Here is a 12,872-nt window from a genome sequence, read left to right on the forward strand (position 1 = left end):
TTCCCAATCCCGATTCCCGATTCCCAGCTCCACAAACTGGAACGCCGCTTGCATCAGCTGGGCTAATCCCCCACCGGCACCTTCATGTCCGAGTCCGAAGACGGCGGCGAGCGTACAGAGCTTCCCACCGAAAAACGCCTGCGCGAAGCCCGTGAGCAGGGCAACATCCCGCAGTCGCGGGAACTGTCGACGGCGGCCGTGTTCGGTGCCGGCGTATTCGCGTTGATGGCGCTGGCCCGCGGTATCGGCGATCGCGCCACGGTCTGGATGAAGACCGCGCTCAGCCCGGACCCGACGATGCGCGCAAACCCGATGGCGCTGTTCGGCCATTTCGGCGATCTGCTGCTGCAGTTGCTGTGGGTGATGCTGCCGTTGATCGGCATCTGCCTGGCCGCCGGCCTGGCCGGCCCGCTGCTGATGAGCGGCCTGCACTTTTCCAGCAAGGCGATCATGCCCGACCTCACCAAGCTCAACCCGGCCAACGGGATCAAGCGCATGTGGGGCAGCAATAGCCTGGCCGAGCTGGTCAAGTCGGTGCTGCGCCTGTTGTTCGTCGGCCTGGCCGCCAGTTTCTGCATCTCCAAGAACCTGCCTGGTTTACGCTCGCTGGTGAGCCAGCCGCTGGAACAGGCGGTCGGCAACGGCCTGGACTTCACCAAGAGCCTGCTGTTCTACACCGCCGGCGCATTGGTGCTGCTGGCCGCCGTCGATGCGCCGTACCAGAAGTGGAACTGGATGCGGAAGCTGAAGATGACGCGCGAAGAGATCAAGCGCGAGATGAAGGAAAGCGAGGGCAGCCCCGAAGTGAAGGGCCGCATCCGCCAGATGCAGATGCAGATGTCGCAGCGCCAGATGATGGAAGCGGTGCCCAAGGCCGACGTGGTGCTGATGAATCCCACCCACTACGCGGTAGCGCTCAAGTACGACGGCGGCAAGATGCGCGCCCCGATCGTGGTGGCCAAAGGCGTGGACGAAATGGCCTTCCGCATCCGCGAATCCGGCGAGCAGCACCGGGTGGCGATCGTCACCGCACCGCCTTTGGCACGCGCCTTGTATAGGGAAGCGCAAATCGGCAAGGAAATTCCCGTGAGACTCTATTCCGTCGTGGCCCAGGTCCTTTCCTACGTCTACCAGCTGCGTGGCTGGAACGGCGGCCCGATGCCGGAATTGCCGTCGCTTGAAGTGGATGAGTTCGGTAAAGGAGCCAGCGCATGAGCGCCCGCCCCGCCCCGATGAATGCCCGCCGCGTCATGGAGTTGCTGCGCAACGGCCTGGGCGCCCCGCTGGCCTTGATGGCCATGCTCGCCATGCTGATGGTGCCGCTGGCCGCACCGGTGCTGGATGCGTTGTTCACCTTCAACATCGCCATCTCGCTGATGGTGCTGCTGGCGGTGGTGTACGTGCAACGCCCGCTGGAATTCACCATTTTCCCGATCGTGCTGTTGATGACCACGATGCTGCGCCTGGCGCTCAACGTCGCCTCCAGCCGCGTGATCCTGATCAACGGCCAGGACGGCCACGCCGCAGCCGGTAAGGTGATCGAGGCTTTCGGCCAGTTCGTGATCGGCGGCAATTACGCCGTCGGTATCGTGGTGTTCGCAATCCTGACCATCATCAACTTCGTGGTCATCACCAAGGGCGCCGGGCGCGTGTCGGAAGTGACCGCGCGCTTCATCCTGGACGCCATGCCCGGCAAGCAGATGGCGATCGACGCCGACCTCAACGCCGGTTTGCTGACGCGTGAGGAAGCCAAGGCCCGCCGCGAAGAAGTGCGCGAAGAAGCCGACTTCTACGGCGCGATGGACGGTGCCAACAAGTTCATCCGCGGCGACGCCATCGCCGCGATCATGATTCTGTTCATCAACCTCATCGGCGGCATGGCGGTGGGCATGCTCCAGCACGGCATGAGCTTCATGGATGCCGCATCCACCTACACCCTGCTGTCGATCGGCGACGGCTTGGTAGCGCAGCTGCCGGCCTTGCTGGTGTCATCGTCGGTCGCCTTGCTGGTGACCCGCGCCTCGCGTGCGCAGGACATGCGCGGCGCCATGATCAGCCAGGTGTTCGGCCAGCACCGCGCACTGGCAGTGGCGGCGGCCATCCTAGGCCTGGTCGGCCTGGTGCCGGGCATGCCGAACGTCGCGTTTTTGACGCTCGGCCTGATCCTGGGCGTGATCGCCTGGAAAATGTACAAGCGCAGCCTGGTGGTTGCCCCAACCGGCGATCCCGCGACCGACCCGAAGGCCGCCGCGGCCGCCACTGCCGCCCAGGCCAGCGCTGAACTGAGCTGGGACGAGCTGCGCCCGATCGACCCGCTGGGCCTGGAAGTGGGCTACCGGCTGATCCCGCTGGTGGACAAGAACCAGGGCGGCGAGCTGATGGCGCGCATCAAGGGCGTGCGCCGCAAGCTCACCCAGGACATCGGCTTCCTGGTGCCGCCGGTACACATCCGCGACAACCTGGAACTGTCGGCCAACGCCTACCGCTTGCTGGTGCACGGCGTGCCGGTGGCCACCGCAGAAATCTATTCCGACCGCGAACTGGCGCTGGACCCGGGCGGCGCGCTCGGCCAGCTCGACGGCATCCCCGGCAAGGACCCGGCATTCGGCCTGGACGCCACCTGGATCCAGCCGCATCAGCGCGCCTATGCCGAATCGATGGGCTACACCGTGGTCGACCCGGCCACCGTGGTCGCCACCCATCTGTCGCACCTGATCCGCGAACACGCCCCAGAACTGCTCGGCCACGAGGAAGTGCAGCAGTTGCTGGCCACCCTGGCCAAGACCGCGCCGAAGATGGTCGAAGACCTTACCCCGAAGGCGCTGCCGCTATCTGTGGTGGTGCGCGTGCTGCAGAACCTGCTGATCGAAAAGATCCCGGTGCGCCAGCTGCGCAAGATCGTCGAAGCGCTGGTCGAGCACGCCCCGCACAGCCAGGACCCGGCCGCTCTTACCGCCGCTGTGCGCACCTCGCTGGGCCGCTTCATCGTGCAGGAAATCGCCGGCATGTCGGCCGAGCTGCCGGTGTTCACCCTGGCCCCGCAGCTGGAACGCGTGCTGCAGGAATCCACCCAAGGCAATGGCGTGGCGCTGGAGCCTGGCCTGGCCGAACGCCTGCACCAGAGCCTGGCCGAATGCGTGGGCAAACAGGAAGCCCGTAACGAACCGGCGGTGGTGCTGGTGCCCGCCCAGGTCCGCGCCGCGCTGGCCCGTCTGGTCCGCCACAGCGTGCCCAGCCTGTCGGTGCTGGCGTATAGCGAAGTGCCGGAAGACAAGCGTTTGAAGCTGGTCGGTACGATTAGTTGATTCCCGCAGACGTCCAAACGTGTCCGTCAAGCAACACACACTTTAGAAGCGCACCCGGGCGCGTCGGGTTTTACCAGCAAGGCCTATCGTACCCAAGCGCGCTCCTACGACATGCTGGTAATCCAGCGACGCGTGGCCGCCGAGGGTCATCCCCTCGCCTGCCATGAGCCGAGATGTTGGCATGACCAAGCCATCCCAGAGATGCTGTAAGGTGTCCGTCGACTGGTGCACACCGCAGAAGCGCACCTGGGCGCGACCGGGCTTTGCCGGTAAAACCCGTCGCGCCCGGGTGCGCTTCTACGACACGCCGGTACCTGGCAGGCGTCACGCCGCCAGGACCGGCGACCGGACGGCAATCGACCACCACAGCCGGCGTCGGAAAGCCGCCACTGGTCTGGCGCTCCAATCGATTGCATGGCGCTGGCCATGCCTGAGGGCTGCAGGTGCCATACGGGTAAGACCGGCTCGCCCGCCAAATCTGCCCGCACGCTGCCGCCAGCGTTTCAATATCCTGGGAAAAAGCCAGTCAATCCAGTGACTTGAACCACCAGCCGAGCCGTACGCATTGCGTCGCCGCTGTCGCGACCCGCCCTCTTCCGGCGCCGGAAACCCAGCACGGCGCGTTTTGGCACACCGCATGCATTAGCTCTGCCGACACCGCAGCAGCAGCACCGCTCCGGAGCGAACGCAAGACTTGGAACAACGACCGGGACAGGCAACTCATGACGCTGGCAACACACCCACATTCATCGTGCACCCGTCCGGCGTCCGGCGGGTCCCGTTCCTGGAGGCACTTCGCATGAAAATCAAACGCTTCGTTGCCCCGGACATGCGCACCGCTTTCCGCATGGTGCGTGAAGAACACGGCCCGGACGCAGTGATCCTGTCCAACCGCCGTACCGCTGAAGGCATCGAGATCGTCGCTGCCAGCAACTACGACGAAGAACTCGTGCAGCGCGCCCTGGAAACCGCGCGCTCCGAGACGCCGGCCGCCGCACATCAAGAGCCAGCCCCGATCCAGCAGGCGCCTGCCGCGCAAGCCCCGGCCAAGCCCGCCGCACCGGTGCATGCGCCGCTCAAGCCGGCTGCCGATGCCAACGTGAGCCAGCGCAAGGGCATTGCCAGCGCCGCTGAAGACATGATCGCCGCGATGGCGCTGCGTCAGCCGGTCAACGTGCCGCGCCAGACGCCGGCCGCCGCCCCGGTGCGCACCGCTTCCATCCCCTCGCCGGCCGCCCAGGCACTGGCCCACGCGGTTGCCGTCACCACCGCACCGCGCCAGGAACATGCGCTGTCGGCCGTCCCGGAACAATTGTTCGCCGACTTTTTGACCACCGCTCCGGTGCAGCGCCCGGCCGTGCAGGCCGCCCCGGCGCAGGCTGCCAGCCCGGTCATGGCCGCTGCGCTTGCCGTGCATGCCGGTTATGGCCACAACGAAGACGAGCGCGACGACGAAGCCGACTTCGATCTGGATGACGCTCTGCCGCAGATCCTGCCGCCGGCCGCACTGCCGCCGATCGTGACAGCCCCGGTCGCCCTGGCCGCGGTGCCGGTTGCCGCCGCCCCGGCACCGCAGAACGATGAAGAACTCAAGCAGCTGCGCGGCGAACTGGCGCTGATGCGTCAGATGATCGAGCGCGAAATGAACCGCCTCACCGACGAGCGCCTGCGCGGCTCACCGGTGCGTGCCCAAGCTCTGGAGCTGATGGACGACTACGGTTTCGACGCCGGTCTGATCCGCGACGTGGCCCTGCAGATCCCGGCCGATACCGAATTGCACCGTGGCCGCGGCCTGATGCTGGGCTTGCTGTCCAAGCGTCTGCCGGTAGCCCCGGTCGACCCGCTGGAACGTGGCGGCGTGATCGCCCTGGTCGGTCCGACCGGCGCCGGCAAGACCACCACCATTGCCAAGCTGGCCCAGCGCTTCGCTGCCCAGCACGCCCCGCGCGACGTGGCACTGGTCACCACCGACACCCAGCGTGTCGGCGGCCGCGAGCAGCTGCACAGCTACGGCCGTCAGCTCGGCATCGCGGTGCACGAAGCCGACAGCGCCGAAAGCCTGCTGGAACTGCTCGAGCGCCTGCGCGACTACAAGCTGGTGCTGATCGACACCGCCGGCATGGGCCAGCGCGACCGCGCCCTGGCTGCCCAGCTGAACTGGCTACGCGCCGCCCAGCAGGTCACCTCGCTGCTGGTGCTGCCTGCCAACGCCCATTTTTCCGACCTCGACGAGGTCGTACGCCGCTTCGCCCACGCCAAACCTCAAGGCGTGGTGCTGACCAAACTCGACGAGACCGGCCGCTTCGGCAGCGCCTTGTCGGTGGTGGTCGACCACCAAATGCCCATCACCTGGGTGACTGACGGACAGCGGGTCCCTGACGACCTGCACCGCGCCAATGCCGCCAGTCTCGTTCTTCGTCTTGAAGATTTGCGGCGCGCTGCCGATAAGCCCTGTACTCCGGAGCACAACCATGCAGTCGCGTGAATACGCCAAGCTGACCAACGCCTTCCCCCTGTCGGCGACCCGTCCCGAGCCTTTGGGCCCGGTGCGCACCATTGCCGTGACCGGTGGCAAGGGTGGCGTGGGTAAAACCAACATCTCCGCCAACCTGGCCGTGGCGCTTGCCGACATGGGCAAACGCACGCTGCTGCTGGACGCCGACCTCGGCCTGGCCAACCTGGATGTGGTCTTGGGACTCTCGCCCAAGTACACCCTGGCCGACCTGATTGCCGGGCGTTGCACACTTGATGAAGTGATCATCGAAGGCCCCGGCGGCGTGCTGGTGGTACCGGCTGCGTCCGGTCGCCGCCACATGGCCGAACTGGCCCCGGCCCAGCACATCGGCCTGGTCAATGTGTTCTCCGAACTGGAACGCGACCTGGACGTGATGGTCATCGACACCGCCGCCGGCATCACCGACAGCGTGCTGACCTTCTGTCAGGCCGCCCAGGACACCGTGGTGGTGGTCTGCGACGAACCGGCATCGATCACCGATGCCTACGCGCTGATCAAGGTGCTCTCCCGCGAACGCGGCGTGGACCGTCTGCAGATCATCGCCAACATGGTGCGCGACCCCAACGAAGGTCGCCTGCTGTACGACAAGCTCTCGCGCGTGTGCGAAAAGTTCCTCGGCGATGTGTCGCTGAACTACCTCGGCCACGTGCCGCAGGACGACTGGTTGCGCCTGTCGGTGCAACGTCAGCAACCCGTCATCAAAGCCTACCCCGCCAGTCCGTCGGCGCAGGCCATCGCAGAAATCGCACGCCGTACCTCGCGCTGGCAGGCTCCCACCGTGCCGGGCGGCAACGTCGAGTTCTTTGTCGAACGCATCATTCAACGGGGAGTCGCCGCATGAGCACCGCTACCGCCACCACGGCCAGCGCGCAGTATCGCGCCGTGCAGCGCAACAACGCCAACGACGTGGTGACCCAGCACGCCGACCTGGTTCGCCGCATCGCCCACCATCTGGCGGCACGTCTGCCGGCCAGCGTGGAAGTGGACGACCTGATCCAGGCCGGCATGATCGGCCTGATCGAAGCCTCGCGCAGTTACGACTCCGAACAGGGCGCTTCGTTCGAAACCTACGCCTCGATCCGTATCCGCGGCTCGATGATCGACGAAATTCGTCGTGGCGACTGGGTGCCGCGCTCGGTGCATCGCCGCGCCCGCGATGCGGCTGCTGCCGTGCGCAAGATCGAACAGAACACCGGCCGCGCCGCCGCCGCCACCGAAGTGGCCGCCGCGATGGAAATGCCGCTGCCCGATTATCTGCGTCTGATGGAAGATGCCGCACGTGGCCAGGTGCTGAGCCTGGAATCGCGCATCGAAGATCACGGCGAGCTGGACACCACCGCCAAGGGTGGCCCCAACCCGCAGCAGATGATGGAGCGTGGCGAATTCGGCCGCGAACTGGGCAAGGCCATCGGCCAATTGCCCGAGCGCGAGCAGCTGGTGCTGTCGCTGTACTACGAACAAGAATTGAATCTGAAAGAAATCGGCGCCGTGCTCGGTGTCAGCGAATCGCGCGTCTGCCAGATCCACGGCCAGGCAGTGGTGCGTTTGCGGGGCCGCCTCAAAGTCTTCGAGCTGGCCGACGCCGGTGTCGAAATTGACGAATAATTTTTTCGCGTATTTTTCGTGTTAGGAGCTTGATGTGAACAAGAACATGCGGATCCTGATCGTGGACGACTTCTCGACGATGCGACGTATCGTCAAGAATCTGTTGGGCGATCTCGGCTTCACCAATACCGCAGAGGCCGAAGACGGCAACAGCGCCCTGGCGGCATTGCGTGCTGGCCCGTTCGATTTCGTGGTCACCGACTGGAACATGCCCGGCATGACCGGCATCGACCTGCTGCGCAACATCCGCGCCGATGCCAAGCTCAAGCACCTGCCGGTGATGATGGTGACTGCCGAAGCCAAGCGCGAGCAGATCATCGAGGCCGCGCAGTGCGGCGTGAATGGCTACATCATCAAGCCGTTCACTGCGCAGACGCTGGAAGAAAAGCTGGGCAAGGTGTTCGAACGTCTGGCGGCCACCGCCTGATGAACGCCACCGTGGAAACCAATGCCGAACGCGCCGCGTTGATCGACCGCCTGCAAGGCGCGCTCGACGCACTGGAAAGCGGTGACGAAGCAGCGTGGAAGCGCGAGGTCGATCACCTCGCCGCTCTGCGTACGCGTCCGATGATGCAGGGCCTGAGCCGGCTCGCACGCGAACTCGGCCAGGCACTGGGCGAACTGCCCACCGTGCCTGAAGAAGCCGGCGAGCTGGACGATGCCTGTTCGCGCCTGGACCACGTGGTGGAAATGACCGAAAAGGCCAGCCATCGCACGCTGGATCTGGTCGAAGAATGCCGCGAACTGGCCAACCAGTTGCGCGACGGCGGTCTGAACCAGGACCAAGGCGCGTTGTTGGAAAAGATGCGCCATAACCTGACCGAACTCTCGCTGGCGCAGAGCTACCAGGATCTGAGCGGGCAGATCATCCGTCGCGTGGCCGGCATCGTGCGGCGCGTGCATGAGGGCTTCGGTGCGCTCGGCCTGCCGCCGAAGAGCACCGAGCCGAAGAAAGACGACGGCGGTCTTGCCGGTCCTGCAGTCAAGGGCCTGGACCGTCATGCGGTGTCGCAAGACGACGCCGACGACCTGCTGTCCGGATTGGGGCTGTAACCATGAGTGCTGTTCCAGACGATATTGCTGCCGATTTCATCGTCGAGGCCCAGGAAATCCTGGATCGCCTCGGCGAACAGCTGGTGTCGCTGGAACAGGCGCCAGAAGAAGCCGACCAGCTCAACGCGGTGTTCCGCGGCTTCCACACGCTCAAGGGCGGCGCCGGCTTTCTGGCGATCAAGCCCATGGTGGAGCTGTGCCACGCCGCTGAAGAAACCCTCGGCATGGCGCGCTCCGGCCAGGCGGTGCTGCAGGCGCATCACTTCGATGCCGCGCAGCAGTCGCTGGATTATCTGCAGGCCATGCTGGATGCCATGGGCTCCGGCGAGACCGTGCCGCACGCGCCGGCCAGTTTGATTGCACAGTTCGATGCCAAAAGTGGCCCGCCAGCGGTCAAGGCCGCACCGCAGGCAACGGCTGCCAAGCCGGTGGCTGCCGCCCATGGCGAAGACGCGCATGCGCCCGCCCCCAAGGCGGCCGGCAAGGCCGCGGCCAAGAGCGGCGCTGAAGCCGAACAGACCGTGCGCGTGGACACCAAGCGCCTGGACGCAATCGTCAACTTGATCGGCGAACTGGTGCTTTCGCGCAACCGTTTGAAGACCTTGCGTACCCGCCTGCGCGACGAAGAACTCGACCGCGCGGTCAGCACGCTGGACATCGCCACCGCACGCTTGCAGACCGCGGTCATGCGCACCCGCATGCAACCGGTGAGCAAAGTGTTCGCCCGCTTCCCCAAGGTCGCCCGCGATGTGGCGCGCACCTTGTCCAAGGAAGTGGAACTGGAACTGATCGGCGCCGAAACAGAACTGGACCGCAACCTGGTCGAAGCGCTGGCCGACCCGTTGGTGCACTTGGTGCGCAACGCCATCGACCACGGCATCGAATCGCCGGCCCTGCGCGAAGCCACCGGCAAACCGCGTAGCGGCCATGTGCGCCTGTCGGCGCAGCAGGAAGGCGATTACGTCAGCATCGAAATTCAGGACGACGGCGCTGGCATCGACCCGGAACGCCTGCGCGAAATCGCACGCAACAAGGGCTTGATCGACGCCGAAGCCGCCGCCCGCCTGAGCACCGACGAGTGCTTGCACCTCATTTTCATGCCGGGCTTTTCGACCAAGGTGGAAGTCACCGACATCTCCGGCCGCGGCGTCGGCATGGACGTGGTGCAGTCGCGCATCCGCGAACTCAGCGGGCAGATCCAGATCCAGTCCGAACTGGGCCGCGGCAGCCGCTTCATGATCCGCGTGCCGCTGACCCTGGCGATCTTGCCGACCCTGCTGGTGCAGGCCGGCGAAGCGGTTTACGCACTGCCGCTGGCCCGCGTGGTCGAAGTGCTGCACGCACCGCAGACCTCGCTGGGCTGGTTCGACGGCCGCGCGGTGCTCGACCGCCGCTCGCATACCTTGCCGCTGATCGACCTGCGCCGCTGGCTGGGCGTACCGGCCGAACAACCGCCGCTACTGACCGTGGTGCTGCTGCAGGCCGGCGAAACCCGCTTCGGCCTGGTGGTGGACCAAGTCCGCGGCCGCGAGGAAGTGGTGATCAAACCACTGCCACGCGCCCTGCGCGGCCTACCCGGCTACGCCGGCGCCACCCTGATCGGCGACGGCCGCATGGCGCTGATTCTGGATGTGGATGGATTGCGCTCCAGCGATCATTGATTTTCGGGAATCGGGATTTGGGAATCGGCAAGACGATCCTGGCTGCCTGATCTAACGACAACGGCCGCGTACTGCGGCCGCTGTCGTTTCACTACCAGCCTCGCTGCCGATCTGCGCCACTACGCGCGCAGGCATGGGCGCGATGGTTTGGCGACGACCGGGGACAACGGTGCTTCGTTCGAGGCCACCGCGGTGATGGCGATGCTGCACTGGCTGGGCATCGAGCCCTCGTCCTCGCGCCCACGGGTGAGCGATGACAATGCGTTCGTCGAATCGTTGTTTCGCACGGCCAAGTATCTATCGTCCCGAGTTCCCGAACACAGGCTTTGCCGACCTGGAGGCGGTGCGCCAATGGGCGGCGGCCTTCGTGCAGTGGTACAACCACCACCATCGCCATAGCGGCACCGGGTACGTCAGCCCCGCGCAACGGCATGCCGTCCAGGACGTGGCCCTCTTCCAGGCACGCAATGCGCTGTATCAGCACGCCGCCAGGCGCATCCATCGTGCTGGAGCGGGCCGACCCGAAACTGAAAGCGGACCGGCGCGATTGCCTTGAATCTGGAGGAAGAGCGCCGTGGCAGCTGCGACACAAACTCAAATAGCCGCGTGAGACAGCCACAACTAGCGGGACATGCACCGGTTCAACCGGCGACCTGTCACCTTTAGAGTTCGAACGGCGCTACGCGCAACGAGGGTCTTGAGTGTCTACGGAACCCTGGGCGTATCACTCCTTAAGTTGCTCTTGGCCGCTCTAAGCGCTTCTCCGCCATAAAACTCCCGCGCGGAATTCTTGCATACGTCTTTGTAAAAAGCTTCAGCGTCCTCCACTGTGTAGCCAGCTCCGACAAAACACCCATGCGCAATTTCTCTGAGTGTGTGACGCTCGCTACTGGCGTTGTCGTAAACGGCGTTCAGGCATCCAACTATGGCAACAACGTCTTGCTTAGAAAGTCTATCTTCGCCACTTAATAGGCGCGCATGATTAATATACGCCGACACGTTGTATCCGGTAAACGAATCAGCCAAGCCGGAAGAATCCTCGAAACCGGAGCAATCATCACTCACTTTAAAATGAGAAATTGGTATATACTTCATCTCTCTTAATTTTTTAGACCTAAGATCGTTCATCGAGTCTTCGTCTTTTTTATAAATCGATTTGTGTATCGCCATGTTAAGCTCATGGAGAAGCGGCCCAGCGACGCTTGTATTACGCCGGGCAACTCCTTTTTCCATGTCATTGCGATTAAATGGCCTAGTTTCACCAAGACGCTTATTTTCACGGGAGGAAGCTAAGCCTTTTTCCTCGAGAAATGGCATCAGTACCTTGTGAGCATCACCCCAGGTTTTCGGGCTGCAGTACAATGGCCTAAGAATCAGCAGTGCCTGGCCGGCCCGGAACTGGGCTTCCGAGGTAAGTGATTCGGAATTTTCCAGCAGTGGCTGCAATCCGACGATGCATGCTTTGGGTGTCAAAGCCCGGTCACTGGTGATTGCTTGGGCGTGATGTTTTTCGCCCTTCTCAATAAAAGGGTTGGAAATAGATCGTGATGCATAACCGTAGGAGCCGCTGTCGTGGTTTGGAACGCCTGAAAGCGAATATTTGTTTTTAACTTCAAAATCACCCTCCTTGGTTATATCGAAATCAACGGGAGTTTGAACGACTCCATACTTGGTGAGTAGGGCGGGCTTTATGCGTTCACCAAGAATGCATGATATATTCAGCGCAATAGAATCACGAGCTTCCTTGGTTTTGATTAATTCCTTCGTGTGAACCTTGGTAGCCGAGCGAAAATCCAACATCGTGACGAAAGAATTTTCTCCAACAAGCTTTGGCCATAATGAAGTGCGCGCCACCTCGGCGTTTTCAGGGCATCCATGCGCATGATATTCGGCATAATTAGCCTCTGCCTTTTTCTCCGCTTCCTGCAGGCGAGCGTCACTGGTAAATCCTTGCTTACCATCATGCAGCGACGTTGTCGAAAGAAAGAATCGATTGGCGGTGTTGTCGTAGACATAAGCAGCACCGGCAGCTCCTGCAATATATTTCATGGCAGTCTTTGCAATACCTGCCAATCCTCGCGGATTGTTCCTGCTGGATGATGTGCGATTTGCATTCTTTGGAAAAGATGCCAGTCCTGAGAAGATTTCATTTGAACCATTCGCTCCACCTATCGTTTGGGCCGAAGTGGTGGCACTTTTGCTGGACTGATTCACTAGCAGTGACACAACGGGTTCCACATTTTTTTTAGCCACACGCATCACTAGCACCTCAATCTTTGAATTAATATGAATAGGAGTATCGGCGTGAATTAGTACAAGAATATAAATTTAGCCAAACATCTGGAAATTATCACTTATTACTTATCACTTAGTTATACCCATATCTGGCAAGCCTCAACTGATGAAGGAGCGTGTCGACAGGCAGCTTGCCGCCCGTGTAGGGTGTAGAAGTAGTTTGGCGCGGAACACTCTGATTCGCATCGCCTCACCGAAGGCATGTTTGGGACGACGAAGCATTGACGTGGGAGATTCCCGACCTTTCGCCAATCGGCTGATCAATTGCCTTTTTGCATTGCACCGGCTGCGATCCTGGCTGCCTGATCTAAGGAAACTCTGAACAACTCCCCTTGATCCTGCGACAATCACACAGACGCAACGGACAACGACGATGCAACTGACCTTCGGCGATGCGGAGTACAACGGCAAGCGCAAGCGGACGCGGCGTGAGGTGTT

Annotated in this window: 9 protein-coding genes and 1 pseudogene; 9 read left to right on the forward strand and 1 reads right to left on the reverse strand. The window is 62.8% G+C overall.

Annotated elements, in window-relative coordinates; all coding sequences use genetic code 11:
* Positions 1-84: 84 nt before the first annotated feature.
* The 9 genes and pseudogenes from flhB to NX05_RS24265 all read left to right on the forward strand — a co-directional run.
* Entirely contained in the window at positions 85-1,215 is a 1,131-nt protein-coding gene (gene flhB, locus NX05_RS18165; protein ID WP_039432424.1) for a flagellar biosynthesis protein FlhB, read from the forward strand.
* 17 nt (positions 1,216-1,232) lie between these two features.
* Positions 1,233-3,305, forward strand: a complete 2,073-nt coding sequence (flhA, locus tag NX05_RS18170) for a flagellar biosynthesis protein FlhA (RefSeq protein WP_172645705.1) — start codon at positions 1,233-1,235, stop codon at positions 3,303-3,305.
* A 799-nt stretch (positions 3,306-4,104) separates the two neighbouring features.
* Positions 4,105-5,790: a flagellar biosynthesis GTPase FlhF gene (gene flhF / locus NX05_RS18175; protein WP_039432427.1), complete on the forward strand. Its 1,686-nt coding sequence runs from the start codon at positions 4,105-4,107 to the stop codon at positions 5,788-5,790.
* The gene (locus NX05_RS18180) at positions 5,777-6,661 is read left to right on the forward strand and encodes a MinD/ParA family protein (RefSeq protein ID WP_039432429.1); all 885 of its coding nucleotides are present in this window, start codon (positions 5,777-5,779) and stop codon (positions 6,659-6,661) included. Before flhF ends, NX05_RS18180 begins: the two co-directional genes overlap by 14 nt.
* On the forward strand, positions 6,658-7,425 hold the full coding sequence (locus NX05_RS18185) for an RNA polymerase sigma factor FliA (RefSeq protein ID WP_010374297.1): 768 nt from the start codon (positions 6,658-6,660) through the stop codon (positions 7,423-7,425). Before NX05_RS18180 ends, NX05_RS18185 begins: the two co-directional genes overlap by 4 nt.
* 34 nt (positions 7,426-7,459) lie before the next feature.
* Entirely contained in the window at positions 7,460-7,852 is a 393-nt protein-coding gene (gene cheY / locus NX05_RS18190) for a chemotaxis response regulator CheY (protein WP_002813536.1), read from the forward strand.
* Positions 7,852-8,478: a protein phosphatase CheZ gene (locus NX05_RS18195; RefSeq protein ID WP_010374309.1), complete on the forward strand. Its 627-nt coding sequence runs from the start codon at positions 7,852-7,854 to the stop codon at positions 8,476-8,478. The genes cheY and NX05_RS18195 overlap by 1 nt, the downstream gene beginning before the upstream one ends.
* A 2-nt stretch (positions 8,479-8,480) precedes the next feature.
* Positions 8,481-10,139 carry a chemotaxis protein CheA gene (locus NX05_RS18200; protein WP_039432434.1) on the forward strand — a complete coding sequence of 553 codons (1,659 nt, stop codon included), beginning with the start codon at positions 8,481-8,483 and terminating at the stop codon, positions 10,137-10,139.
* A gap of 159 nt (positions 10,140-10,298) precedes the next feature.
* Positions 10,299-10,667, forward strand: a pseudogene (locus NX05_RS24265) (integrase core domain-containing protein); the annotation flags it as partial.
* A 177-nt stretch (positions 10,668-10,844) separates the two neighbouring features.
* Here the strand turns inward: NX05_RS24265 and xopAG are convergent.
* On the reverse strand, positions 10,845-12,398 hold the full coding sequence (xopAG, locus tag NX05_RS23105; RefSeq protein ID WP_207895306.1) for a XopAG/AvrGf1 family type III secretion system effector: 1,554 nt from the start codon (positions 12,396-12,398) through the stop codon (positions 10,845-10,847).
* Positions 12,399-12,872 lie beyond the last annotated feature (474 nt).

The organism is Xanthomonas vasicola (assembly GCF_000772705.2).
Taxonomy (GTDB): domain Bacteria; phylum Pseudomonadota; class Gammaproteobacteria; order Xanthomonadales; family Xanthomonadaceae; genus Xanthomonas; species Xanthomonas vasicola.